This window comes from Bradyrhizobium sp. WU425 (assembly GCF_021052305.1).
GTDB classification, from domain to species: Bacteria; Pseudomonadota; Alphaproteobacteria; order Rhizobiales; family Xanthobacteraceae; genus Bradyrhizobium; species Bradyrhizobium canariense_D.
This window is the reverse complement of sequence record NZ_CP088089.1, coordinates 4,158,087-4,181,722: the sequence shown is the minus strand read 5'-3', so window position 1 is coordinate 4,181,722 and position 23,636 is coordinate 4,158,087. Positions and strand designations below refer to the sequence as shown.

Here is a 23,636-nt window from a genome sequence, read left to right as displayed (position 1 = left end):
GAGCCCCGTCCCGCATGTCGCTCCGCTCACGCGGGCTACACGCCCCTACTCCGTCCTGCGCAAGAATGCCCCAAACGCGCGCGGGCCGTCGCCGGTATTGACCTCGCCGATCAGCTTCAGCTCGACCGCATCGATGATATCGAGCGTGTTGCTTTCCCAGCAGGCGACGATAATGCGCTTGCCGTCGGCAGTCGCGGCAATGCCTTCGGGATAATCGCCGACATTGATGCGCTTGAGCGGCTTCAAGGTCGCCAGATCGAACACGCTGACAGTGCGCCATACTGATCGGTGACGAAGCCGCGGCCCTGCGCCAACGCCACCGCATAAGGGCGCATCCCGACCTGCACGCGGCCGGTCTCGGCCCCAGTGGCGATGTCGATCACGGAGACGTCGTTGGAGCCGACATTGGCGGTGTAGGCGCGCTTGCCCTCGGCATCGATGGTGACGCCGAACGGACGGGTGCCGACCTTGATGGTCGTCGTGCGCTGGCGCGTCGCGGTGTCGACCACCGACACACTGTCGTCGTCGCGGTCGGCCGAGAGCAGCAGCTTGCCATCCGGCGTTACCGCGAGCCCCGATGGCGAGGCGCCGACCGCAATGCTGGCCGTGACGCTGCGCGAGGCCGCGTCGATCACCCGCACCGCCGCCGCATACCAGTCCGCGACATAGACGGTGCGGCCATCCGGCGCGACGGCAATGCCGAGCGGCCCGCCGCCGACCTCGATCCGCGCCGCAACCTGCCGCGTTGCTGCGTCCACCACCGTCACGGCTTTGGCATCCGGGCTCGTGACATAGGCAAAACGTCCGTCCGCGCTGACGGCGACGCCGGCCGGCTTGCCGCCGATCGGGATGGTCGCGACGCTGCGCGCCGTGGCGAGGTCCACGACCATCAGATCGTCGCTGAGCTGGTTGGTGACGAATGCCTCTTCGGCGAACACATGCGCGATGCCGGCCAGGCAAAAGCTGGCGGCGAGCGCCGCCAGGACCAGCGCCCGCACCGTCAGCTTCCGCTCTCGATCTTCTTCTTGAGTGCCTCGAGGCCCGCCTGGTACAGCCCCTTCACCGCCTTGACCGCGGCCTCGTCACTCAGCTCCGGCGGCGGCTCGTTGTTGGGAAAGCCACGATAGAACGCGCCGGCCCATTCCAGCGTCGAGCCCTTGCCGTCAGCGCTCGGCGTCACCGTCAATGTCGAGGAATAATTGGTGACCGGCAGCACCTTCACGTCCACATTGGTGATCCGGTAGGAATAGCTCATCGCGGCGGCGTCAAACTTGTAGAGCTCCTCGTCGACGGTCGCGCCTCCCGTCAGCGTCAGCTTGCGCGTCGCGCCGATCTCGTTGCCCTTCTCGCCCTCGGTCTTGGTGACAGGTGGCAGCCAGCTCATGTCCTGGAAATTGCCCATTGCGGCCCACACCTTGGCCGGGGCGGCGTTGATCTCGATGGATTCGCGCACCTTCTGACGGGTCGGCCCGTGGGCCCAGGCCGATGTCGAAACCGGGCCAAACGCCGCCGTCAAAGCCACCGCGCCCGCGGCAATCAGCACCGCGGCCAGGACCGTGCGCCGTCCAATCGTCACCCTCATCTCGTTTCCTCATACGTGTCGGTGATCATGCGCGACTTGAAGCGCGCTGGAATCATGGTAGCGCATTTTGCGGCCGCGGGGAGACCCGTTCGTGGCCGCGTTGCGGCGGGGCTCGCGCGCCCCACAACCCCTTGCCGCCCCGGCGGGCAAAACACCAATAAGCGGGTCAATCACGGCGCTTAAAAATATTTCTCTTTATCCGCATTTCGGATTATCATATAAAGAGCCATCCCAACCCGGCCGAGGGGCGGATCGCGATCGTCACGAACGCGGGATGGGACGTGGTGGACGTGGGCCACACCGGCGCGAAGGCTTCGCAGGGCGGGCAACCGTGAGCGAAAGTGTCGCGCACACGACCGGTGCAGCCTGCGTACGGCAAAATCGTGTGGTCCTGGCGCCCGGGGTCTGTGCGCCAAGTCTTGCGGTGATGCGTGCGGGCCGACCGGGCCGCAGCGTCAGCCATCCGCAAGGCGACGGGGGCAATAGTGCATCGCTCCCCGGGGAGATCACGACATAAGCCGTAAAACCACTGCGCAGGGAAGGCCGTGTGTTGGGCTTCACCTGTATGCCGCTGTGCAGCCTCTCGTAGCGCAACCTTCGCACAGTGGACCGTGGGTGCCAGCCGGCACCCGGCCTTCCCTGCGCCCTCGGCATTTTGGGGGCAAAGAATGCCGCAAAGCTCGGGCCGCACAGGCCGCGAGAATGCGAAACCGCGCGTATCACGCGAATAGCAATGCCAGATGACTTCGGGCTCTCGTGCCCCGGACGCGGCGCAGCGCCCCTTCGGCGATGCGCCGCAGAGCCGTGACCCATCCTGCGGCAGAATGCACGGCTTCTGGATCCCGGCTCAACGCCAAACCGCCGTAAGCGCGTTTACGCGCGTCTTCGACGCGCTATGGCGCTGCGTCGCGTTCGGGACGAGAGCCATTCCGATCGATCTCTTGATCGGGACATATCCGGAACGCAACCCTCACGAAAGCTGTATCTGAGAAACATGCAGCAACAAAACCCGATATGCCTCGCGAGGGCAAACTTGAATCTGGGATCGCGGTCCGAAAATGGCCTTGGAGAACCTGGCTCTGAGACAGTTTGCCGGCATGAGGCCAGCCCCACCTCGCGACCCCGCAATGATTGACGGACGTCCGGGACCGTAGGAGTGCGCGATGGTATCAACGTATTTCAGTTACAGCTACATCACGCGCAATCTCAAGCAGTCCCTGACGCGGGTCGAACAGCAACAGGACGTAGCGCGAGAGGCCGCCTATTACAAAGCCCACATCGGCAACGTGAAGTCCGTCGACGACTTCATGAAAGACTATCGCCTTTATCATTATGCAACGAAGGCGTATGGCCTGGAAGACATGGCCTACGCCAAGGCCTTCATGAAAAAGGTGCTGGAGAGCGACCTCTCCGACGCAAACAGCTTTGTCAACAAGCTGGTCGACAAGCGTTACCGTGAGTTCGCCGCCGCGTTTTCCTTCAATGGCAGTGCCACGCCGGTGGCGCAATCGGAGAACCAGACCGACGAGATGATTGGTCTGTACACGGCGACCAGGAAAAGCCAGGTCGATGCACTTGCCGGCGATTCGAATTACTACAGCGCCGAAATCGGTAACATCAGCAGTGCAGACCAGCTCCTGAACAACGACCGTCTTCGCAACTATGTCTATTCGGCGTACGGGATCGATCAAAGCAAGTGGTCGCGTGACACCATAAGCCAGGTCTTGCGCAGCGATCCATCCGATCCCAACAGCTACGTCAACACCACTTTCGCTTCTCAGCTAAGTGGCCTCAACGCCGACCTTGCTCAGGCCCGATCGGATGTCACCGCGGCCAATTCAAGGATCGCCGACTACACCGCCCAACTATCGCAACCGGGCGCGAACGTGACCCAGTTGAACGTCCAGATTCTGGTCGAAAAGCATCATTTGGAGTCATATGCGAGCAGCATTTCCAGCCTTAGCGAGCAGATAGGGACGATTGGCGGGTTCGTCGACCTGGCCGGTGCGTTCGAGTTTTCCTCCGACGGGTCGCTTCCGTCAGGTGTGTCGGCGCAGACTGCTGCAAATGTCACGATCACGAAACAGAAGTTCGACGACAGCAAGTCCGCCGTCTATTCGGCGGCGAGCCCGTTGAACGAAGCTTTTGCAATCAGGCAATTTAGAACTGCCATCCTCAAGATCAATTCAGTCCAGGCGTTCGTATCGACACCGGGCGTGTATGAATTTGCGCTGGGAGCTGTCGGCCTCGAGCCCGCGAACGTCTCGCCGGCGACTGTCAAGGCCGTGCTCGAAAGCGACATCAACGACCCCAAAAGCTACGTCTATACCCTCAAGGACAATCGATATTTGGAGCTGGCACGCGCCTTCAACTTCGACGCAAAAGGCAATCTGACCACCCCCTTGGTGGCTCAGGACTCGGCTGAAGTCCTCCAGATCGCCAAGGACTACGTCATTGGAGCGGTGAAGAGCGCCAGCACGGCGACTCCCCAGCAGCAGGCCGCAGTTCGGGCACAGGCCACGAAGGATGCGTCGGAATATCAGCAGGCCATCGCCGGCATCGACAGTGTTTCCGATCTTCTCGCAAACAGGCCGATGGTCGATTTCATTCTCTTGGCCAAGGGTCTGGATCCCAGGAAGGTCAGCACCGAATTTCTCAAGAAGATCTTCAGCTCCGACCTGAACGATCCAAAGAGCTTCGCGAACACCGAGAGCGATCCTCGCTTTGCCGAAATCGTGGCGTCGTTCAATTTCGACAGTAAAGGCAACGTCGCGCGTCTTCCGATGATGGGTCCGCAAAAGCGGGATCAGTTTCGGGAAACACAAGCGAACTATGTCGAGCAAAGCCTGGAGCAGCAGCAGGGCGATGCCAATCCCGGCGTGCGCCTTGCGCTCTATTTCCAGCGAAAGGCGGGGGACATCACGTCCGCATACGACATCCTTGCCGACAAGGCTCTTTCGGAGGTGTTCAGGACCACTTTCGATTTGCCTGACTCGATGGCGGCGATGCCGATCGATCAGCAGGCCAAGTTCGTAGACAGATTCATGAAGATCAAGGATCTGTCCGATCCCGCGAAGGTGACAAAGCTGTTGAGCCGTTTCTCCGCCATGTATGACATCAGAAACAGCCAGAGCACCGGCCAGGGTCAATCCCCCCTGCTCAACCTGTTTCAGGGATCCAGTTCGGGGATCAGTGACTCCACATACTTGGCCATCGCCAAGCTGCGCACCCGCTGATGATCGCTCGCCGATACTAGCCCAACACCTCGAGCACCAGCTCCATGGTCATCAGCACGGGATTGTCGCCACGAATCAGACGGCCCTCCGCTATGCCGCCAGTGTAGTCGATCAGGGCGACATCGAGTGCGGCTTCGAGGGCGCCGGAGGAGCCGGCCGCAATCGCGCCGCCGGTTACCGCAAGCTCGGTCGCGAAGGGCTCAGTCACGCCGCCATGGGTGAAGCGCGCCCCAATGGTCGAGCCGACACCGCCATGGATCCTCGCGCGCGCGATGCCTTGCGCGCGGCAGAAGTCTTCGAGACAGCCCGCGAAATCCTGATTGGGGCGCAGCCGCAGCGCGAAAGCGCGGCTGGTCGTGCGTGCGCCGGTGCTCGCAGCCGCCACGGGCCCGAACAGCTTGAAATTGGTCTCGCGATCTGGCTCTGCGGCGAACATCGCACCATCGATGCCGAAGGCCTCGACCTCGAACGGCTCGGCGACATCGGTCACGTCCGGCAGCATGTGGCCACCACCGGCGCGGCCATCGGCCTCCGTCCACAGCCCATGGCAATGAAAGAACGGGGCGCCATTGCGCATGCCCAGCGTCATGCTGCCGAGCCTGGTGCGCGTCACGCCGCTTGGCCGGAATGTGTCGCTATAAAACGCGGCATTCTCGCTGGTCTTCGACAGCGCCGGCATGACATAGCCGAACGGCCCGAGCGCGCCGCGCCCGAAGCTGAGCACGCCGCCGGCGAATCCCTCCGCGGCGAAACCGCGGCGCGCCGCCTCCAGCAGCGGCAGACCTGCTTGAAGCGTGAAGGAGAAAGCGCGTCCCCTCGCCTCCGCCCATTGGATGCGCTCGGCGACCGGCGCGCCGGGCTGCTTGATGCTGCGCATGACCTTCGCTCAGCGCGCCCGTGTCTTGTCGAGATCGAGCAGCCCGCGCGCCTCGAGCTCGTCGCGAACCATCCGTTTGGGAACCTTGCCGTAGCCGGATTTCGGCAAGGCCTCCCAAAAGAAGAACCGCTTCGGCATCTTGTAGCGGGGGACCTTGGGGCCGAGGAATGCCGCCATCTCCGCTTCGCTCACCGGCTTCGCGCCTTCCCGGGCGACGCAGACGGCAACGCCGACCTCGCCCCAGGTCGCATCGGGTACGCCGAGCACCGCGACCTCGCCGACGCAAGGATGGGTCAGAATCTTCTCCTCGATTTCGCGCGGATAGATGTTGGAGCCGCCGGAGATGTACATGTCGGAGGCTCGTCCCGTGATGTAGACGAACCCCTCCTCGTCCATGTGGCCGAGATCGCCAGTGCGGAACCAGCCGTTGCGGAACGCCTTCGCATTGGCTTCGGGATTGTCATAGTAGCCGGCCAGCACCGCGGGGCCGATTACGCAGATCTCGCCGCTCTGGTTGGCGCCGAGTTCACGGCCCTCGTCGTCCTGGATCGAGACCTGCATGCCGGTACGCTCGAAGCCACAGGTGCCGATCTTCGCGTGCGGCCCGTCCTCGGGGTCATGCAGCGCTGCCGGCAGCACGGTGATGTTGCCGGTCACCTCGCCGAGGCCGAAATACTGCACGATCACCTTGCCGAGCTTCCTCAGCGCAGCCTTCTGGTCCTCGCGATACATCGGCGCACCCGCATAGATCACATGGCGCAGCGAGGAATGATCGTATTTGTCGGCGGCGGGATGCTCGACCATCATCTTCAGAATGGTCGGCACCACGAAGAGATTGCTGACGCGATGCGCCTCGATCAGGCGGAACGCCTCGTCAATGTCGAATTTCTCCGTCGGCAGCAGCACGGTGCACACGCCGCGCGCGGTCTGCACCAGCTGATGCACGCCGGCGCCATGCGACAGCGGCGCCACCACCAGCGAGGCATCTGCTTCGGTGACGCCGGGCGTAAGATCGGCGAGATGGTTGGTGACGACAAAACCCATCTGACCGTGGGTGAGCACCGCAGCCTTGGAGCGGCCGGTGGTGCCCGATGTAAAGAAGAACCAGCAGGGATCGTCGTGCTCGACTGCGACGTTCTCGACCACCGTGCCGGCGCGCGACGCGACGGCATCCGCAACCGACGTCTCGGCAAACGGCGCCCGACCGTCGATGCTCCAGGTGAATTCCAGCGCGCCACCGCTTACGGCCGCGGCGTGCTCGGGAAAATCGACATGGCACAGAAACGCCTTCGCGCCGGAGGCCTGCGCGAGATAGGCGACCTCGTCCGGCATCAGGCGGAAATTGGTGGGTACCCAGACCGCGCCAAGCCGGAACGCGGCGAACATCGAGAAGAACATCTCATCGCCGTTCTTGGAATGAACGAGGATGCGGTCGCCCTTCGCGATCCCGCGCGCCGCGAGAGCGGCTGCCAGTGCCGAGACCTGCGCATCGATCTCGCGCCAGGTCCAGGATCTGTCGCCCCAGACGAAACCGGGACGCGCCCCATGCCGCCGCGCATTCTGGGTCAGCATGTGAGCGAGATTCATGACGCGGCGGGACATGCGCAGGGGCTGCATCGGGCTTCCTCTTCGGCGGCGGACGGCACGCGAGCCGCCCGCTCATTGCAGCCCATTTATCGCCATCGCCAGGAGCCCTGCAAGGTTGCCGGGCGCAGCGCAGCCCATCCAACCGTTCAGGAAATTTTAAACATGATCGGCGCAACCTCGCTCAGTTCTCGCGTACAGAGTGCCGCATCATGGTCAAAGCGCCCGCCCTCCTCATGTTATCGCTGGCGCTTGCCGGATGTGCCGTGGGCCCACAAGCGCACCTCGCCTCCGATCCCGCCTTCAAGCCCGCGCGCTATGCCTGGGACGGCGCCGGCGAAAATCCCAATCACCCGCGCGCTGCTTCAGAACCAGCGCGCGCGGCCCGATCCGAGCGCAACAGGTCGCAAGCCGCGCTTCAGCCCTATTCAAAGGAATGGTGGCAGGCGAAGGATGGCATCGAGGAGGAACGGGACGCCAGGGTCAACCGTTCCCTCGTCATCTGCCAGGGATGCCTGCGCCCGCAGGCGCAGCCGGAGGATTCCAGGCTCGCCAAGGCGACCGATTGAAGCATCCGGGCGATCAGGCCTAGGAAGAGATCCAACGCCGGCGTTGCGAGAAGCGGCGGGGGGCTACAACGCCCCGAGCTTCCATAACGACTCCTGCGCCGTCGGCAAGCCCGGCTTCAATTCCAGGCTGAGCGGGACACGCAGTTTCCGGATATCTCCCCTGCGGCAACCACTCTTGCTCGCACCTTGGCAAGGGCCGGTTGAGGCGCCTAGATCAGAGGCAAGCAGCATGTCGGAAGGATTTTTGCATGGCGCCGTCGGTACGGGATAACAAGGACAGAAGCCGCTTCGAGCTCGATGTCGGCAGCGAAATCGCCTTCGCCAATTACCGGCTGACGCCGTCGGCGGTGATCATCACCCACACCGAGACGCCGCGCGCGCTGCGCGGCCGCGGCATCGGCTCCGAGCTGGTCAAGGGTGCGCTGGAATTGATCCGGCGCGACGGCAGGAAGGTGATTGCCGGTTGCGGTTTCGTCGTCGATTATCTCGACAGGCATCCGGAAGATGCGGATCTCGTCGCCTGAATGCAAAAGGGCCCGCGCGATCGCGGGCCCTTGGATTGCGACCGGGCGATCGGTCAGTGCTTGATCTCCGGCGGCAGCTTGCCGCCATTGGCGGCGAGCTTGGACATCACCTGCTTGTGCAGCCAGACGTTCATGGTCGCGGAATCGTTAGTGTCGCCGCTGTAGCCGAGCTCCTTGGCGAGGTCCTTGCGCGCAGCGAGGCTGGAATCGATGTCGAGCGCCTTCATCAGATCGACGATCGAGGTGCGCCATTCCAGCTTTTCGCCCTTGTGCGCAGCGGCCGCCGCGTCGACGATCGAGGCAACGTCCACCGTCGCCGCGGATCCGCTCGGCGCGGCCCCTGCGGGCGCGCTGCCCGACGGTGCGCTGCCTGCGGGCGCGGCGGAAGCTGGCTGGCTACCGAAGATCGCGCCCATAATTTTCCCGAAAATGCTCATGTCTGCTCCCCGAAAAGGACCCGCTGGAAGGGCCTTGAGTGGCACTTATAGACCAAGTTGCGTCGTTGCGCCCGCCAAAGTTCCGCGAACAAGCACGCAGCATCAGCTTATCTGCGGCGAAATAACGACCGAATGACACTGTAGAGATTGCACCGCGGCATCGAATCTCACCCAAGCGTGAGGGACAGGACTCGCAAATGGGCGTACGGTTGACGTTCAGTTCGCGATGCCATCCGGAATTCGCGTCTGGTTGGGGATCGCGAAACTCAGAATAGCGGCCGCTTGCGCCGTTGCTGGCGCCAGATGCGGCCGCATGGCAAGGGAGCTAGCGACCATGGCCACACTCTACCCGGGCAATGTCCCGTCCATGGCCCAGACCGCCGAAGCGGCTGGACCGGTGATCCGAACCATCCAACTCTCCGATCTGCAGGATGCGCTCAAGCGCGGCTGGGACGATTTCAAGGCGGTGCCGAGCCACGCCATCATCCTCTGCGTGATCTATCCTGTGCTGGGCCTCGTGCTCGCCCGCGTGGTGATGGGCTATTCAGTGTTGCCGTTGTTGTTCCCGCTGGCCGCAGGCTTCGCGCTAATCGGCCCGTTCGCCGCTCTCGGTCTCTACGAGCTCTCCAGCCGGCGCGAGCGCCATGAGGAGGCCAGCGCCTGGGACGCCATGGAGGTGCTGCGTTCGCCCTCGTTCGGCGCCATGCTCGGTCTCGGCGCGCTGCTGCTGGCCCTGTTCGTGACCTGGGTTGCGACCGCGCAGGCAATTTATGTCGCCGCTTTCGGCTATGAAGGCGCATCCGGGATCTCGGATTTTCTGACGCGCGTGCTCACGAGCCGGCAAGGCTGGTGGCTGATCGTGGTCGGCTGCGGCACCGGCTTCCTGTTCGCCCTTGCCGCGCTGTGCATCAGCGCCGTGTCGTTCCCGCTGATGCTTGACCGCCATGCCGGCGCGTTCGAGGCCATGGTGACGTCACTGCGCGTCGTCGCGAAGAACCCGGTGCCGATGGCGGCCTGGGGCCTGATCGTGGCCGTCCTGCTGGCGCTGGGCACCATTCCGGCCTTCCTCGGCCTTGCCGTGGTGGTCCCCGTGCTCGGCCATGCCACCTGGCATCTCTACCGCAAGGTGATCGCGGCCGATCCGGGCGCGCGTCCGGTGCCGCCTCCGCCGCATCGTGCACGCAAGCCGGCCGCCGACTTCCCCGCCAACCTCTTCCCCTGGCGCAATCGGACCGACGCCTGACGATATCGTGACATGCGATCCTGCCCCGGTGCGGGCAGGATCGCGCACTGTCATACGCCTTGCTTTGGCCGCGGTTTCCATCGAGATTGCGCGCGCCGTTCAGATCACTTCACGGAATTTATTTGCTCGAATGACCCCGACGATTTCTCGTCTCGCCCTCGCAGCCTTAGCCATCACCGCGTCCATCCTATCCGCTCAGCCAGCGCTCGCCGCTGTTGCCTGCGGTTCAGGCAATTTCGACGCGTGGCTTGCAGACTTCAAAACGGACGCCGCGGCCAAGGGCGTCTCGCAACAGGCCATTTCCGCCGGGCTCGCCGGTGTGACGCTCGATCAGAACGTGCTCAACCGCGACCGCTCGCAGAAGGTCTTCAGCCAGACCTTCGAGGAGTTTTCCGGCCGCATGGTGCCGCCGCGCCTGACGCGCGGCTCCAACATGATGAAGCAATACGGCTCGGTGCTGTCGCGTATCGAGCAGACCTACGGCGTGCCTGGCGAGGTGCTGGTCGCGATCTGGGGTCTCGAGACCGATTTCGGCGTCAATACCGGCAAGTTCGCGACCATCCGCTCACTGGCGACGCTGGCCTATGACTGCCGGCGCTCCGAGCAGTTTCGCGCCGAGCTGTTGGATGCGCTCCGCATTGTCCAGCGCGGCGACCTCGCACCGGCCGACATGAAGGGCGCCTGGGCCGGCGAGCTCGGACAGACCCAGTTCATGCCGTCGTCATGGATGAAATACGCCGTCGATTTCGACGGCAATGGTAAGCGCGATCTCCTGCACAACGCCCCTGACGTGCTCGCCTCCACCGCGAACTATCTTGCCGGTTATGGCTGGCAGAAGGGTAAGGATTGGCAGCCGGGCAGTCCGAATTTCGCGGTGCTGCAGCAGTGGAACAAGAGCGAGGTCTACTCGAAGACCGTCGCCTATTTCGCCACCCAGCTCGCGCGCGCCCCTTAGATGAGATGCTTGCAGGACAAAAGCGTAGGGCCGATCGCTCGGCGACCGGCCCTCTCCTAATGCGTTCCTGAAGTTCCTATTTGCCCATGGTGGCGTGCATCGCTTTGTTCAGATGCGCGCCGCACGCACCCATTTTGCCGTTGAGCAGCGAGTCCTGCGCGGCCGCGATCTCCTTCTGCGCGACGAACTTGCCGTCACCATCGGCCATGTTTTCGATCGCGGTCTCTGTCTTCTCCAGATTGGCCGAGCTGCAGCCGCCGGCGGCGTGCTTGGCGGCCTGGGCCGGCGTGACGGCGAACGCAACGGCGGCAATTGCGATAACCCCGAGTAACTTCATCATGACGTTACCTTCCTTCTCTTGTTCTTGGGCCAGAGCCAGCGACATTGCCGGAATCTGCGACATCACCTTCCTCCGGGCGCGGCAACTTGACGCAATGAATTCCCCGCGAGAATTGCGTGATGTTGCGCGGCGCGCAGAGCTGCATGCAAAATTTCTGATTTTCATTACACGCTTGTAATCAACGCCACACGTCAGCGTGTGTGCACTGCGAGCGGGGACGGTTGTGGCTAACCAAGCGGGATAGTCCTGACTCGCCGCCCTTCGTCATGTGGATCCGCTGCAACCAGGCGAATCGCTGGCGAGAGTTGGCAAAAGTGTACGCACGCGCCAAGTAATGAGTATCAATTCATTAGAATCATGCGATTCTCGCATGTGAGACTTGGTTATAGAAGCTAGTCGATCCGCTTGCGGACAAGAGCAAAGCGACTTATTTCGCTCCGAACGGAACCGACTAGCCCATAGCAAATCCGTGAATTCACGGGACTTCAGACCTGTGCTCCCTGTTCCGCCTACCCTTTGGGCGGGACTGCTTTCGGGTTAATCGTCCGTTACCAGCGCCATGCACTCAGCGCTTAGCTGCATCGCAGCATCGGAACTTTCGCACTGCACCACTCTCACCTATATTCATTTCAACGATGAGGCTCGGGCAAGAGCTGAATCGAACTACAGGAGATTACCAATGCTGCTCTCGCTCATCCGCATGATCCAAGCTTTCCGGGACTATCAGCGCAATGTTGCCGAGCTGTCCCAGCTCAGCGATCGCGAGCTTTCCGATATCGGCCTCGATCGCTCGGACATCCCGCGCGTTGCCGCCGGTCAGTATCAGGGCTGATATCGTTCAGCCCTGAACCGGACGGACCGATAGCGCCCGCCTCGTGCGGGCGTTGTCGCATCCGGAGGCAGAAAACTCGATCTCGGCGATTCCACTGATCGCCGAAAAGCGCTACCTGTCCGCCCCATGACAGGACCCCAATCAAATACCGTGCACGTGATCGGCGCAGGCCTTGCCGGCTCCGAAGCCGCCTGGCAGGTGGCCAAATCCGGCGTGCCCGTGGTGCTGCACGAGATGCGGCCGACCCGCATGACCGAGGCACACCGCACCGATGGGCTTGCCGAGCTCGTCTGCTCCAATTCGTTCCGCTCGGACGATGCCGCCAACAACGCCGTCGGCCTGCTGCATGCCGAGATGCGCCGCCTCGATTCGCTGATCATGCGCGCAGCCGACGCCAACCAGGTACCCGCCGGCGGCGCGCTGGCGGTGGACCGCGACGGCTTCTCGGCGGCCGTCACCAAGGCGCTGAACGATCATCCGCTGATCGAGATCGCCCGCGGTGAGGTCGCAGGCCTGCCGCCGGCCGAGTGGAGCAACGTCATCGTTGCGACCGGCCCCCTCACTTCGGCGCCGCTGGCCGATGCGATCCGCGAGTTGACCGACGAGAACGCCCTCGCCTTCTTCGACGCGATCGCGCCGATCGTGCACCGCGAATCCATCGACATGTCGGTGGCCTGGTTTCAGTCACGCTACGACAAGGTCGGTCCCGGCGGCACCGGCGCCGACTACATCAACTGCCCGATGACAAAGGAGCAGTATGACGGCTTCGTCGCAGCGCTGGTCGCCGGCGAGAAGACCGAGTTCAAGGAATGGGAGACCAACACGCCCTATTTCGACGGCTGTCTGCCAATCGAGGTCATGGCGGAACGCGGCCCCGAGACTCTCCGCCATGGACCGATGAAGCCGGTCGGCCTCACCAATCCGCACGATCCCACCACCAAGGCCTACGCGATCGTGCAGCTGCGCCAGGACAACAAGCTCGGCACGCTCTACAACATCGTCGGCTTCCAGACGAAACTGAAATACGGCGAGCAGCAGCGCATCTTCCGCACCATTCCGGGGCTGGAGAAGGCCGAATTTGCTCGCCTCGGCGGCCTGCATCGCAACACCTTTCTCAACTCGCCAAAGCTGCTCGACGGCCAATTGCGCCTGCGCGCGCAGCCGCGGCTGCGCTTTGCCGGCCAAATGACGGGCTGCGAGGGCTATGTGGAATCCGCCAGCGTCGGCCTGATTGCCGGTCTCTATGCGGCAGCGGAGGTGCGCGGCGAGACGCTTGCGAGTCCGCCGGTCACGACTGCGCTCGGATCCCTGCTCGGCCACATCACCGGCGGCCATATCGAGACCATCGAGCCCGGCACGCGCTCGTTCCAGCCGATGAACATCAATTTCGGCCTGTTCCCGCCGCTCGCCTGCGCACCGACGAAGAAGCCCGACGGAAGCCGGCTGCGCGGGAACGAGAAGACGGTGGCCAAAAAGCAGGCGATGAGCGCGCTGGCGCTCGCCGATCTCGATCGCTGGATCGCCGATCACCTGCGCATTGCCGCCGCGGCGTGAGTTTTCGATGAACCTTCCCAAAGACGACGCCGCAACACTCTCGGCGCGCTGGACCGAGGGCGTGCTGCTCAAGCGCGACGTGTTCTCGACCGTCGAGCGCGGCCGATTCCGCGACGATGACGGCGAGGTCGACGCGGTGCTGCGCCGCCTCGACGAGGTGCCGTGGTGGTCATTCCTTTTGGCGCGCCACCTGTTCGCCCGCGAGAAGCATGCGCTGGCACTCGCTAAGGGACTCGATGTCGGCCCGGAGCTGCTGTGGGCCGGACGCCGCGCGCTGGTGCGCAGCTTCGTCGATGGTGTCGCGCTGCATCTGGCGAAACCGCATGGCGACCTCGCCTATTTTCGCTCGGCGAAGGCCGCGCTGCGACGGCTGCGCCGCGCCGGAATCTGCCACAACGATCTTGCCAAGGAACAGAACTGGCTGGTCGGCCGCGACGGTCGCGCCTATGTGACCGACTTCCAGCTCGCCGCCTGCTTCGACCGTCGCGGCCGGCTTTACCGGATTCTGGCCTATGAAGATCTCCGGCATCTGCTCAAGCACAAGCGATCCTACGCGCCCGAGGCGCTGACGCCGCGCGAGCGCAAGATCCTGGCGAAGAAGTCGTTCGCCGCCAGCCTCTGGCTCGCCACCGGCAAGAAGGTCTATCGGGCGATCACCCGCGGCCTGTTCAACTTCACCGACCGTGAAGGCGGCGGCCGAAGGCTCGTCAACGACGCGCCGGTGCTGGCAGAATTGATCCGCAAGAACCCCGCCGTGCGCGACACCGCCATCGTCGCCTTTGCCGACCGCCGCTCCGGTGTCGGCCTCTATGCCTTCGTCGAAGCCGATCAGGCCGCGCTCGAAGGCCAATTGCGCAACGAGCTCACCGCTGCCAAGGGGCCAAAGCCGCCGGAACACATCCAGGTCGTGCACGCACTGCCACGCAATCCGGACGGCAAGCCGCGCACGGAGATCCTGCAACTGGTCGCCATGAACCAGCTCGACCTGATCGAGCCGATGATGAAGAACGACCAGGACCGTGCTTTCCTCAAGGACATCCTGGAGCAGCGCAAGAACCTGCGCGACCGCTTCAATTTCGAGGCCGACCTGCCGGCGAGCTAACGTGGATCACGCCTTGAAGCGTCCACATTGGCGATAGAGAAGCGATCCGATAATTCGAACTTGGTGGGGGGACTTGGCGGGGTCATGGGCACTCGGGGGTACATGATGCATCGTGTGGTTGGCGGCCTGATCGCTAGCCTTCTGCTGCTCGCCACCACGTCCGCAATGGCCGAGTCTCCCGCCGAGCTGATCTCGAGCTTCCGCCTCAAGCATGGTGAGGTCCGCGTCGTCCGCGATTCGACCCTCGACCGCATCGCCATGGACCAGGCGCGCGCGATGGCGACGAAGGACGACCTCAGTCACGACGCCCTCGGCCCGTTCAACCGCCGGGTCGCACCGGCCGGCGCAGGCCGCGCCGCCGAGAACATCGCCTACGGCTACGACAATTTCGAGAAGACCCTCGGACAGTGGATCGACTCGTCGGGACACCGCAAGAATCTGCTGCTGCACAACGCTTCCCGCGTCGGGATCGCGAGCGCGAAAAACGCTAGCGGCAAGCGCACCTATTGGGCAATGGTGATCGCCGGCGACTACGAGGCGAAGGGCAAAGGCAAAGGCAAGAAAGACGGGGAGCCGCTGGTTGCGGTGAAGCGCGAGGCTGCGCCCGCCAGCAAGCCAAAATCCAGCGGCTGCCACATCAAGCTGCTCGGCCTTTGCATCTGAGACCAAGCTTGGCCATCTTGTCCGCATCCCTCGACGCGTTTAATCCATGCACGAGGATCGCGAGACGCGGAGGCATGGATGATGGATATCGACCGAATTCGTCGCGACACGCCGGCTGCCTCTCGGCTCGCCTATCTCCACAACGCGGGCGCAGCGCTGATGCCGGCGCCGGTTGTTGCGGCGATGAAGGAACACATCGATCTGGAGAGCGAGATCGGAGGCTATGCCGCCGCCGACCGCGAGGCGCGCCGACTTGAATCCGTTTACGGCTCGGTCGCCCGCCTCCTGAACGCCGCGCCCGATGAGATCGCCCTCATGGAGAACGCGACGGTTGCCTGGCAGATGGCTTTCTACGCGCTTCCATTCAGCAAGGGCGACCGGATCCTGACCGCCGAGGCGGAGTACGCGGCCAACTATGTCGCCTTTCTTCAGGTCGCCAACCGAACAGGCGTCGCGATCGACGTCGTGCCGAGCGATGCCAGCGGCGAGCTCGACGTCGACGCGCTCGAACGCATGATCGATGAGCGCGTGAAGCTGATTGCGATCACCTGGGTTCCGACCAATGGCGGGCTGGTCAATCCGGCTGCAGCCGTCGGCAAGATAGCGCGGGCGCACGGCATCCCCTATCTGCTCGACGCCTGCCAGGCAGTCGGACAGATGGTGGTCGACGTCGAGGCCATCGGCTGTGACATGTTGTCGGGGACCGGGCGTAAATTCCTCCGCGGCCCGCGCGGCACCGGCTTTCTCTACGTCGGCCGAAAAATGCTGCAGCGGCTCGAACCGCCAATGATCGATCACTTCGCCGCACCCTGGGTCTCCCGGGACGCTTTTCGGCTGCGTGACGATGCGCGCCGTTTTGAGACCTGGGAGAACAACTACGCAGCCCGGCTTGGGCTCGGCGCGGCTGTCGACTATGCCCTCGATATCGGGATCGGCCCGATCGAGCGGCGTTGCCGCATGCTGGCGGACCGCCTCCGGGGCGGCCTTGCATCCATTCGCGGCATCAGAGTTCGCGACCTCGGACGCGCTCCGGGAGCCATCGTCAGCTTCACGGTGGAAGGGTACGAGGCGGAAGCGGTCGTCAGCGACGCGGCCGCAGCCGGCATCACGATCGGTGCCTCAGATCCGTCGAGCACGCGCATCGATGCCGAAATCCGCTCGCTGCCGCCGGTGGTGCGCGCCTCCCCGCACTACTACAATACGGACGCGGAGATCGATCGGCTGATCGTCCATTTGGCGGGTTTGACGCGGCGATAGCGGCGATCATGCACGCTCAGGTACAGCGCGCACTCAATCCGGATGCGCCAAGCTTCGCCATGACCTCGTCGAGATGGGCGCTGTCGCGGGTTTCAATCACCAATTGCAGCAACGTCGCCTTGGCCGGAAGATCCGAGAACGTGCGCTGGTGCGAGACCTCGATGATGTTGGCGCCGGCCTCGGCCAGCAGTGCCGCGACCGCAGCCAATTGGCCGGGCCTGTCGGGAATGTCGAGCGACAATTGGGTGAGCCGCCCCTCGCGCGCCAACTCGCGGGTCAGGACCGATGCGATCAGACGTGTGTCAATATTGCCCCCGCTCAGCACCAGCCCGACCTTCTGACCGGCGAAACGGGACGGGTCGGACATCAGCGCGGCGAGGCCAGCGGCACCGGCGCCTTCGACGACCGTCTTCTCGATCGAGATCAGGGTCGCCACCGCGCGCTCGAGCTCGGCTTCGTTGACGAGCGCAATGTCGTCGACAAGGCGGCGGACGATTTCGGTCGTGATCTTGCCGGGCGACTTCACCGCGATGCCTTCCGCGAGTGTGTCGCCACGTGCCGGCAAATTGCCGTCATGGATGGCATTGTACATCGAGGGGTAGAGCCAGGCCTCGACGCCGAGGATCCGCAGCGACGGCTTGATCGATTTCGCGGCAATGGCGATCCCGCTGATCAGGCCACCGCCGCCGATCGGGACGACCAGCGTATCGAGCTCCGGCACGGCCTCGAGTATTTCCAGCCCGACCGTGCCCTGCCCTGCGATGACAAGCGGATCGTCATAGGGATGGACGAAGATCATGCCATGGACTTCGCCGTGGCTGCGCGCATACGCGGCCGCCTCCTCCAGCGTGGCGCCCGTCACCACCACCTCGGCGCCGTGATGCCTGGTGTTCTCGACCTTCACCATGGGCGTGCCGACCGGCATGACGATAGTGGCGGGAATGCCGAGCCGCTTGGCGTGATAGGCGACGCCCTGCGCGTGGTTACCCGCCGACATCGCGACGACGCCCCGCGCGCGCTCCTCCGGCGTCAGCGCCTTGAGGCGGTTGAGCGCGCCGCGCTCCTTGAACGAGGACGTGAACTGGAGGTTCTCGAATTTCAGCCAGATGTCGCAGCCGCAGATATTGCTCAGCGTGCGGCTGTAGCTACAGGGCGTCTCGACGACGGCGCCGCGGATCGTCTCGGCGGCGGCATGGATGTCGGCCGGTACGACCGGAAGGCCGCCCAGATCGGAAGATATGGTTTGGGACAACTCAGCCATAGGACAACATAGAGCATTTGCCCGGCTCCGGCGATAAGCCAACCGCTATTTGGTAAATTCCCGCGAACGTGAAGCCCGCCACAGCGTCCACAGCGTACGCAGCCGCGATGACGGTTGCGGCGTAAATGGATTGCGCCCGGGTTGCGACAGGCGCTTGAGGTCGGCCCGCGCTTGTCCGAGCGGAAGGAACGCTGGACGCACCGATGCCGGCACCTCCACCAGCAGCGACAAGGCCGTCGTCAAATGTTGCTGCGCCTCGCCCGAGAGTTGGCCCAGCGCGGCGCGCAAGTTTGGCGTCTCCTTTCCGGCGAACACGTCTTCCACGTCGCAATCGTGGCTCGCCAGCACCTGCTGCGGCAGGAACAATTGCCGGCGCGCCGCATCGCGCGGCAGATTGGCGATGACCTGTACGATGCCCTGCGCCAGCCCGGCATGGCGGGCGAGATGCTCGGCCGCCGCCGACGGTGGTCCCATGATCCGGGCGGCGAGATCGAACAGCGCCGATGAGGTCGCCGCGAGGTAGCCCTCCAGCGCCGCCATTGTTGGCATTGGGTCGTTGTAGAGATCGAATTGATGCTCGTCGGCGAGCAGCGACAGCGGCTCGACCGGCAGGTCGAAATCACGGATTGCGCGGAGCAGCTCCGCCGCCACCGGATTGCCCTCGGCACTGCCATGGACTTGGCCCGACAGCATGTCGGTCCACCATTGCAGGCGGATTTCACCGGGCAAGGGCTGGCTCACCTGATCGCGGACGCGGACGATCTCGACATTGAAGGCATAGAGCGCCAGCAGCCCGCGGCGCTCGGCAGCGGGCGCGAACAGGGTCGCGGCATAGTGCGGAAAGTCGTGGCTGCGCACGAGGTCAGCACAGAACGCAGCAGAATCCGGCGGCGGCGCGGAGCCACTCATGGCACGGCGATCAGCGCGGCCGCGACGCGCCGCCGTTCGCCGATCATGATGTTGTAGGTACGCACGGCGGGACCGGTCTGCATCGCATCCAGCACCACCCTCGCCGCTTTGAGCGCCTGGCGCAGTTCCGGCGGCGGCAGCCAGACCCCGGTTCCGGTGCCGACCAGGAGCGTGTCGATGCTGTTGGCAGACTTGAAGACTCGATCCAGCGAATAGCGGTCGATCTTTGCAGGGTCCGTTATGTCCCAGGCCCAGATCGCGTCGGGCAGGCAAAGCAGCGATCCCCGATGCGACATGCCGGCAAAGGCAAAGCCGCCCTTGCCATAGGCTTCGATCGGCGCCGAGCGGGGAAAATGCGGTGCGTTGGGATCGCCGGCCATGAGCTTCGTCCGAATGAGCTTACTGCCCTCCCAAACTCCTGCGAGGGCATGCGGTTCGGATCATGCCTTGCTTTTCTTCGCCGGCGTAGCCTTATCGACCGCATCCTCGCGATGCTCGCCGACGCCGAGATAGATCAGGATCGGGGCCGCAATGAAGATCGAGGTATAGGTGCCGACCAGCACCACGCCGAACATCATGACCGCGGTGAAGCTGTGGATGGCATGGCCGCCGAACAGCAGCAGGGCCAGCAGCGCCAGCGTCACAGTGAAATGGGTGATGATCGAGCGCGACAGCGTCGAGTTGATTGATTCGTTGAGGAGCTGCGGCATCGGCATCTTCTTGTAGCGCCGCAGCATTTCACGGATGCGGTCGTAGATGACGACGGTGTCGTTGAGCGAATAGCCCAAAATCGTCAGAAGCGCCGCGATGCTGGTCAGGTCGAAATCGACCTGACTGATCGACATGAACCCGATCGTGAGCACGATGTCGTGCACGTTGGCGATCATGGCGCCAAGCGCGAACTGCCACTCGAATCGGAACCAGAGGTAGATCAGGATCGAGACGATCGCCAGCATCAGGCCGAGCATGCCGTAGGCGAGCAATTCGCCCGATACGCGCGGTCCCACCACCTCGACGCGGCGATAGTCGACGGAATCGCCAAGCGCGGTGCGGACCTTCTGCACGGCCTCCTGCTGGGCGGCGTCGCCGCCCGGCTGCTCCGCGACACGGATCAGGACATCGGCGGGGCCGCCGAATTGCTGCAACTGGACTTCGCCCAGACGCAGGGCATCCAACGTCGTACGCATCGCCGCAATATCGGCGGTGCCGGACTTGGCCTGCACCTCCAGTAGGGTGCCGCCGCGGAAGTCGATGCCGAAATTCAGTCCATGGGTGAAGAACAGCGTGATCGCGACGATCGACAACGCCGCCGAGATCGGGAAGCTGATCCGGCGAAAACGCGTGAAGTCGAAATGGGTATCGTCGGGGACGATGCGCAGCGACGGCAGCCAGCCGAATGCCGCAACCACGGTGAGAATGGCAATGAGGACGCCGAGCCCGATGAGAACAGTGTGATTCACGATCAGGCTCCTAGATCGGCACGCTCTGCGGCCGCTTCCACCGCACCCACCAGGCCACGATCAGCCGGGTCAGGGTGAAAGCGGTGAACACCGTGGTGATGATGCCGATTCCGAGCGTCACGGCGAAGCCGCGCACCGGACCGGTACCGATGTAGAACAGCACCGCGGCGGCAATAAAAGTGGTGATGTTGGAATCGAGGATGGTCGCAAGCGCCCGCTTGAAGCCGGCGTCGATCGCCGAGATCGCGTTGCGGCCGCCACGCAACTCCTCGCGGATGCGCTCGTAGATCAGCACGTTGGAATCGACCGCGATACCGACGGTGAGCACGATGCCCGCGATGCCGGGCAGCGTCAGCGTGGCGTTGAGAAGCGACAACAGGCCGAAGATCATGGCGACGTTGATGGCCACCGCGATGTTGGCGAACACGCCGAACAGCCGGTAGGTCAAGAGCATGAAGATGATGACCAAGATCGAGCCGACATAGGCGGCGAGCTCGCCCTTTTCGATCGAGTCCTGGCCGAGGCCCGGACCGACGGTGCGCTCCTCGACCACCGTGAGCGGTGCCGGCAGCGCGCCGGCGCGCAGCAGGATCGCGAGATCGTTGGCCGATTGCACCGTGAAACTGCCCGAGATCTGGCCTTGTCCGCCGGTGATGGGCTCGCGGATCACGGGAGCCGAGATGACCTTGTTGTCGAGCACGATCGCAAAAGGCAGCCCGACGTTCTCTTGCGTGGCCTGCGAGAACTTGCGCGCGCCCGACGTATTGAACTTGAAACTCACGACGGGTTCGCTGGTGCGCTGGTCGAAGCTCGCTTGGGCATCGGTCAGGTCGCCGCCGGCGACCAGCACCTGCTTCTTGACCACATAGGGTGTGGGCGGCGGTGACGCGCTCATCAGAAGCTCGGATTCCGGCGGCAAACGTCCTTGCTGCGCCTGATCGGGCGGCACCGACGTATCGACCATGCGGAATTCCATCTTCGCGGTCTTGCCCAGCAATTCCTTCAGACGAGTCGGGTCCTGGAGGCCGGGGACCTGCACCAGGATGCGGTCGTTGCCCTGGCGCTGGATGACAGGCTCGACGGTGCCGAGTTCGTTGACGCGGCGTTCGACGATCTGGATCGACTGCTCGATCGTCTTGCGCATGCGGTCGAGCATCGCGGCCTGCGGGATCGTAAGGCGGATCACGCCGCCGCCGGCGTCAGTCACATCCAGGTCGCGCTGACCGCTGGATCCGACCAGTCCGCCCAGCGGCTGGGACAGCTCGCGCAGCTTGGCGAGCGCAGGCTGCAGGTCCGATTCCTTGGTGATCCTAACCTCGGCCGCGTCGTTGCGCACGGTGACGCCGCCGGTGAAGCCGATCTTGGCATCGCGCAGCGTCCGGCGAACATCGTCGCGGACCTGGTCGAGCCTTTCCTTCTTCACATAGTTGCCGTCGACCTCGAGCAGCAGATAGGAGCCGCCTTGAAGATCGAGGCCGAGCACGAGCCGACGCTGCGCCCAGGCGGGCCAGGTCTTGACCTGCGCTTCGGGGAAGAAGTTCGGGACCGCGCAGAGGCACACGATCAGCGCCGTCAGGATAATCCCGAGCGCCTTCCACCGCGTGAAATACAACATCGACTGGACCTGTCAGATCAGGAGATTTGCAGGAAAACTTGAGAGACTCGCGGAAGCACTCACTTCGACGCGGCGTCTTCCTTGGCGCTTTCCTTGGATTCCTTGGCCGGCTCGCCCTTGGCGCGTACGCCGGAGACCATCGAGCGCATCTGCCGCACGCGCACGCCATCGGCGATCTCGAACTCGATCTGGTCGTCGTCGACGACCTTGGTGACCTTGCCGACGAGACCGCCCGAGGTCACGACGGTGTCGCCGCGGCGGATGTTCTTCACCAGGTCGGCGTGGTCACGGACCTTCTTCTGCTGCGGACGCAGAATCAGGAAGTACATGATCACGAAGATCAGGGCGAACGGCAGCAGCGACATCAACATGCCGCTGGTGTCGCCGGCGCCCGCAGCCTGGGCATACGCAGGGGTAATCAGCATTCGGACGATCCTCGTGAGAACGGGGGAAAACCGGTCATGCCCAAATGGCGACCGGTTCGGTCAAATTCGCGCGGACTATAGCGGCCATTGCCCCAATTGCAACGCTGCCAGACCGCCCTTTTAGCTACCTTGCGGCGCGCGCACAGGCCCGATAAGGCTGCATTCTCAGGAACTTCGGACATGCCCCAAAAACCAAGCAAAAGCCCGGCCGGCAAAGGCCCTCGCACCCCTGCCGCGAAGGCAGCCGGCGTCGCGGCAAAACGTCCCAAGGTGGCCCTCAAGGCGGCTTCCAAGACGATTTCCAAGACGACGTCCAAGACGAACCAAAACGTCTCCCAGCAGCGCATCGTTCGCGCGCTGGAGACGATTGCGGCGCACCTCTCCGCGCAAGGCAAGCCCGCCGCCGAACGCGAGTCGTTCAAGCAGGCGGATGCTTTCGTCTGGCACCCGGACGGCCGCCTTGCGGCGGTGCCGCGGGTCAGCCGCGTCGAAATGTTCCTGCTCAAGGGCGTCGACCGGATGCGCGACATCCTGATGGAGAACACCGAGCGTTTCGCCAACGGATTGCCCGCCAACAACGCGCTGCTCTGGGGCGCGCGCGGCATGGGCAAGTCGTCGCTGGTGAAGGCGGCGCATGCCAGCATCAACGCGGAGCGCAAACCGGCCGACAGACTGAAGCTGATCGAGATTCATCGCGAGGACATTGAGAGCCTGCCCTCCCTCATGGAGCAGCTTCGCGCCTCATCCTTCCGTTTCATCGTGTTCTGTGACGACCTCTCGTTCGACGGCAATGATGCGTCCTACAAATCGCTCAAGGCGGTGCTCGAAGGCGGCATCGAGGGGCGGCCGGAGAACGTCATCCTCTACGCCACCTCCAACCGCCGCCATCTGCTGGCGCGCGAGATGATCGAGAACGAGCGCTCGACCGCGATCAATCCCGGCGAAGCCGTCGAGGAGAAGGTCTCGCTGTCGGATCGCTTCGGTCTCTGGCTCGGCTTCCACCGGTGCAGCCAGGACGAATATCTCGCCATGGTGCGGGGCTATTGCAGCCATTTCGGCGTGAAGATCGACGATGACGCCCTGGAACGCGAGGCACTTGAATGGTCGACGACGCGCGGCTCGCGCTCGGGCCGTGTCGCCTGGCAGTTCGTCCAGGAGCTTGCGGGACGGCTCGGCGTCAAGCTGGCGGCGACGTAGCCACAGTCATAGCC

The 23,636-nt window shown here is 63.9% G+C and carries 22 protein-coding genes and 1 pseudogene; 11 read left to right on the top strand and 12 right to left on the bottom strand.

The window, feature by feature from the left end:
- Positions 1 to 45: 45 nt before the first annotated feature.
- Both BcanWU425_RS20310 and BcanWU425_RS20305 read right to left on the bottom strand, forming a co-directional pair.
- Positions 46 to 998 (bottom strand): annotated as a pseudogene (locus BcanWU425_RS20310) (YVTN family beta-propeller repeat protein).
- 2 nt (positions 999 to 1,000) lie between these two features.
- Entirely contained in the window at positions 1,001 to 1,582 is a 582-nt protein-coding gene (locus BcanWU425_RS20305) for an SRPBCC family protein (RefSeq protein WP_018458001.1), read from the bottom strand.
- 1,163 nt (positions 1,583 to 2,745) lie between these two features.
- Between BcanWU425_RS20305 and BcanWU425_RS20300 the strand changes: the two genes are divergently transcribed.
- Complete coding sequence (locus tag BcanWU425_RS20300) at positions 2,746 to 4,818, top strand: DUF1217 domain-containing protein (protein WP_018458002.1); 2,073 nt, start codon at positions 2,746 to 2,748, stop codon at positions 4,816 to 4,818.
- A gap of 16 nt (positions 4,819 to 4,834) precedes the next feature.
- Here the strand turns inward: BcanWU425_RS20300 and BcanWU425_RS20295 are convergent, their stop codons facing one another.
- Together BcanWU425_RS20295 and BcanWU425_RS20290 are read right to left on the bottom strand one after the other, a co-directional pair.
- Positions 4,835 to 5,695, bottom strand: a complete 861-nt coding sequence (locus tag BcanWU425_RS20295; RefSeq protein ID WP_204511277.1) for a PCC domain-containing protein — start codon at positions 5,693 to 5,695, stop codon at positions 4,835 to 4,837.
- 9 nt (positions 5,696 to 5,704) lie between these two features.
- Complete coding sequence (locus BcanWU425_RS20290) at positions 5,705 to 7,312, bottom strand: acyl-CoA synthetase (protein ID WP_204511278.1); 1,608 nt, start codon at positions 7,310 to 7,312, stop codon at positions 5,705 to 5,707.
- A 179-nt stretch (positions 7,313 to 7,491) separates the two neighbouring features.
- Between BcanWU425_RS20290 and BcanWU425_RS20285 the strand changes: the two genes are divergently transcribed.
- Together BcanWU425_RS20285 and BcanWU425_RS20280 are read left to right on the top strand one after the other, a co-directional pair.
- The gene (locus tag BcanWU425_RS20285; protein ID WP_204511279.1) at positions 7,492 to 7,848 is read left to right on the top strand and encodes a hypothetical protein; all 357 of its coding nucleotides are present in this window, start codon (positions 7,492 to 7,494) and stop codon (positions 7,846 to 7,848) included.
- A gap of 248 nt (positions 7,849 to 8,096) precedes the next feature.
- Positions 8,097 to 8,372 carry a GNAT family N-acetyltransferase gene (locus BcanWU425_RS20280; RefSeq protein ID WP_018458006.1) on the top strand — a complete coding sequence of 92 codons (276 nt, stop codon included), beginning with the start codon at positions 8,097 to 8,099 and terminating at the stop codon, positions 8,370 to 8,372.
- 53 nt (positions 8,373 to 8,425) lie between these two features.
- Here BcanWU425_RS20280 and BcanWU425_RS20275 read toward each other — a convergent pair whose 3' ends face one another.
- Positions 8,426 to 8,809, bottom strand: a complete 384-nt coding sequence (locus BcanWU425_RS20275) for a DUF3597 domain-containing protein (protein ID WP_085384623.1) — start codon at positions 8,807 to 8,809, stop codon at positions 8,426 to 8,428.
- A 334-nt stretch (positions 8,810 to 9,143) separates the two neighbouring features.
- On the opposite strand from BcanWU425_RS20275, the gene BcanWU425_RS20270 reads away from it, so the two are divergent.
- Together BcanWU425_RS20270 and BcanWU425_RS20265 are read left to right on the top strand one after the other, a co-directional pair.
- Complete coding sequence (locus BcanWU425_RS20270) at positions 9,144 to 10,052, top strand: DUF2189 domain-containing protein (RefSeq protein WP_026233481.1); 909 nt, start codon at positions 9,144 to 9,146, stop codon at positions 10,050 to 10,052.
- A 130-nt stretch (positions 10,053 to 10,182) separates the two neighbouring features.
- On the top strand, positions 10,183 to 11,007 hold the full coding sequence (locus tag BcanWU425_RS20265) for a lytic murein transglycosylase (RefSeq protein WP_018458009.1): 825 nt from the start codon (positions 10,183 to 10,185) through the stop codon (positions 11,005 to 11,007).
- A 76-nt stretch (positions 11,008 to 11,083) separates the two neighbouring features.
- On the opposite strand, the gene BcanWU425_RS20260 is transcribed toward BcanWU425_RS20265, so the two are convergent.
- Positions 11,084 to 11,410, bottom strand: coding sequence for a hypothetical protein (locus tag BcanWU425_RS20260; protein ID WP_204511280.1), 327 nt, complete (start codon positions 11,408 to 11,410; stop codon positions 11,084 to 11,086).
- A gap of 616 nt (positions 11,411 to 12,026) precedes the next feature.
- On the opposite strand from BcanWU425_RS20260, the gene BcanWU425_RS20255 reads away from it, so the two are divergent.
- From BcanWU425_RS20255 to BcanWU425_RS20235, 5 genes are all read left to right on the top strand, one after another.
- Positions 12,027 to 12,179, top strand: a complete 153-nt coding sequence (locus tag BcanWU425_RS20255) for a DUF1127 domain-containing protein (protein WP_018458011.1) — start codon at positions 12,027 to 12,029, stop codon at positions 12,177 to 12,179.
- A 126-nt stretch (positions 12,180 to 12,305) separates the two neighbouring features.
- Positions 12,306 to 13,733, top strand: coding sequence for a methylenetetrahydrofolate--tRNA-(uracil(54)-C(5))-methyltransferase (FADH(2)-oxidizing) TrmFO (gene trmFO, locus BcanWU425_RS20250; RefSeq protein ID WP_204511281.1), 1,428 nt, complete (start codon positions 12,306 to 12,308; stop codon positions 13,731 to 13,733).
- A gap of 7 nt (positions 13,734 to 13,740) precedes the next feature.
- Complete coding sequence (locus BcanWU425_RS20245) at positions 13,741 to 14,835, top strand: serine/threonine protein kinase (protein ID WP_085384637.1); 1,095 nt, start codon at positions 13,741 to 13,743, stop codon at positions 14,833 to 14,835.
- Positions 14,836 to 14,940: 105 nt separating this feature from the next.
- Complete coding sequence (locus tag BcanWU425_RS20240) at positions 14,941 to 15,498, top strand: CAP domain-containing protein (protein WP_204511282.1); 558 nt, start codon at positions 14,941 to 14,943, stop codon at positions 15,496 to 15,498.
- A 78-nt stretch (positions 15,499 to 15,576) separates the two neighbouring features.
- Positions 15,577 to 16,755, top strand: a complete 1,179-nt coding sequence (locus tag BcanWU425_RS20235; protein ID WP_231188453.1) for an aminotransferase class V-fold PLP-dependent enzyme — start codon at positions 15,577 to 15,579, stop codon at positions 16,753 to 16,755.
- 16 nt (positions 16,756 to 16,771) lie between these two features.
- Here BcanWU425_RS20235 and BcanWU425_RS20230 read toward each other — a convergent pair whose 3' ends face one another.
- The 6 genes from BcanWU425_RS20230 to yajC are packed head-to-tail and all read right to left on the bottom strand — an operon-like array spanning position 16,772 to position 22,425.
- Positions 16,772 to 18,016: a threonine ammonia-lyase gene (locus BcanWU425_RS20230; protein WP_018458016.1), complete on the bottom strand. Its 1,245-nt coding sequence runs from the start codon at positions 18,014 to 18,016 to the stop codon at positions 16,772 to 16,774.
- Between the two features lie 45 nt (positions 18,017 to 18,061).
- Positions 18,062 to 18,925, bottom strand: a complete 864-nt coding sequence (locus BcanWU425_RS20225) for a phytoene/squalene synthase family protein (protein ID WP_204511284.1) — start codon at positions 18,923 to 18,925, stop codon at positions 18,062 to 18,064.
- Positions 18,922 to 19,305, bottom strand: a complete 384-nt coding sequence (locus tag BcanWU425_RS20220) for an Mth938-like domain-containing protein (RefSeq protein WP_204511285.1) — start codon at positions 19,303 to 19,305, stop codon at positions 18,922 to 18,924. The genes BcanWU425_RS20225 and BcanWU425_RS20220 overlap by 4 nt, the downstream gene beginning before the upstream one ends.
- Before the next feature lie 60 nt (positions 19,306 to 19,365).
- Positions 19,366 to 20,385 carry a protein translocase subunit SecF gene (gene secF / locus BcanWU425_RS20215; protein ID WP_018458019.1) on the bottom strand — a complete coding sequence of 340 codons (1,020 nt, stop codon included), beginning with the start codon at positions 20,383 to 20,385 and terminating at the stop codon, positions 19,366 to 19,368.
- Positions 20,386 to 20,395: 10 nt separating this feature from the next.
- On the bottom strand, positions 20,396 to 22,000 hold the full coding sequence (gene secD, locus BcanWU425_RS20210; protein ID WP_018458020.1) for a protein translocase subunit SecD: 1,605 nt from the start codon (positions 21,998 to 22,000) through the stop codon (positions 20,396 to 20,398).
- Between the two features lie 59 nt (positions 22,001 to 22,059).
- Complete coding sequence (gene yajC / locus BcanWU425_RS20205) at positions 22,060 to 22,425, bottom strand: preprotein translocase subunit YajC (protein ID WP_007610701.1); 366 nt, start codon at positions 22,423 to 22,425, stop codon at positions 22,060 to 22,062.
- 180 nt (positions 22,426 to 22,605) lie between these two features.
- Between yajC and BcanWU425_RS20200 the strand changes: the two genes are divergently transcribed.
- A complete protein-coding gene (locus tag BcanWU425_RS20200) occupies positions 22,606 to 23,622 on the top strand; it encodes an ATP-binding protein (protein ID WP_204511286.1) in 1,017 nt (338 codons plus the stop codon).
- The last annotated feature ends 14 nt before the right edge of the window (positions 23,623 to 23,636 follow it).

Bases quoted from the DNA above. Each gene is read 5' to 3' on its own strand.
- BcanWU425_RS20200 (WP_204511286.1), top strand. From the start codon at position 22,606: ATGCCCCAAAAACCAAGCAAAAGCCCGGCCGGCAAAGGCCCTCGCACC.
- trmFO (WP_204511281.1), top strand. From the start codon at position 12,306: ATGACAGGACCCCAATCAAATACCGTGCACGTGATCGGCGCAGGCCTT.
- BcanWU425_RS20230 (WP_018458016.1), bottom strand. From the start codon at position 18,016: ATGGCTGAGTTGTCCCAAACCATATCTTCCGATCTGGGCGGCCTTCCG.
- BcanWU425_RS20255 (WP_018458011.1), top strand. From the start codon at position 12,027: ATGCTGCTCTCGCTCATCCGCATGATCCAAGCTTTCCGGGACTATCAG.
- BcanWU425_RS20225 (WP_204511284.1), bottom strand. From the start codon at position 18,925: ATGAGTGGCTCCGCGCCGCCGCCGGATTCTGCTGCGTTCTGTGCTGAC.
- BcanWU425_RS20245 (WP_085384637.1), top strand. From the start codon at position 13,741: ATGAACCTTCCCAAAGACGACGCCGCAACACTCTCGGCGCGCTGGACC.
- BcanWU425_RS20220 (WP_204511285.1), bottom strand. From the start codon at position 19,305: ATGGCCGGCGATCCCAACGCACCGCATTTTCCCCGCTCGGCGCCGATC.
- BcanWU425_RS20305 (WP_018458001.1), bottom strand. From the start codon at position 1,582: ATGAGGGTGACGATTGGACGGCGCACGGTCCTGGCCGCGGTGCTGATT.
- BcanWU425_RS20235 (WP_231188453.1), top strand. From the start codon at position 15,577: ATGATGGATATCGACCGAATTCGTCGCGACACGCCGGCTGCCTCTCGG.
- yajC (WP_007610701.1), bottom strand. From the start codon at position 22,425: ATGCTGATTACCCCTGCGTATGCCCAGGCTGCGGGCGCCGGCGACACC.
- BcanWU425_RS20270 (WP_026233481.1), top strand. From the start codon at position 9,144: ATGGCCACACTCTACCCGGGCAATGTCCCGTCCATGGCCCAGACCGCC.
- secD (WP_018458020.1), bottom strand. From the start codon at position 22,000: ATGTTGTATTTCACGCGGTGGAAGGCGCTCGGGATTATCCTGACGGCG.
- BcanWU425_RS20260 (WP_204511280.1), bottom strand. From the start codon at position 11,410: ATGTCGCAGATTCCGGCAATGTCGCTGGCTCTGGCCCAAGAACAAGAG.
- BcanWU425_RS20265 (WP_018458009.1), top strand. From the start codon at position 10,183: ATGACCCCGACGATTTCTCGTCTCGCCCTCGCAGCCTTAGCCATCACC.
- BcanWU425_RS20280 (WP_018458006.1), top strand. From the start codon at position 8,097: ATGGCGCCGTCGGTACGGGATAACAAGGACAGAAGCCGCTTCGAGCTC.
- BcanWU425_RS20295 (WP_204511277.1), bottom strand. From the start codon at position 5,695: ATGCGCAGCATCAAGCAGCCCGGCGCGCCGGTCGCCGAGCGCATCCAA.
- BcanWU425_RS20285 (WP_204511279.1), top strand. From the start codon at position 7,492: ATGGTCAAAGCGCCCGCCCTCCTCATGTTATCGCTGGCGCTTGCCGGA.
- BcanWU425_RS20240 (WP_204511282.1), top strand. From the start codon at position 14,941: ATGCATCGTGTGGTTGGCGGCCTGATCGCTAGCCTTCTGCTGCTCGCC.
- BcanWU425_RS20300 (WP_018458002.1), top strand. From the start codon at position 2,746: ATGGTATCAACGTATTTCAGTTACAGCTACATCACGCGCAATCTCAAG.
- BcanWU425_RS20275 (WP_085384623.1), bottom strand. From the start codon at position 8,809: ATGAGCATTTTCGGGAAAATTATGGGCGCGATCTTCGGTAGCCAGCCA.
- BcanWU425_RS20290 (WP_204511278.1), bottom strand. From the start codon at position 7,312: ATGCAGCCCCTGCGCATGTCCCGCCGCGTCATGAATCTCGCTCACATG.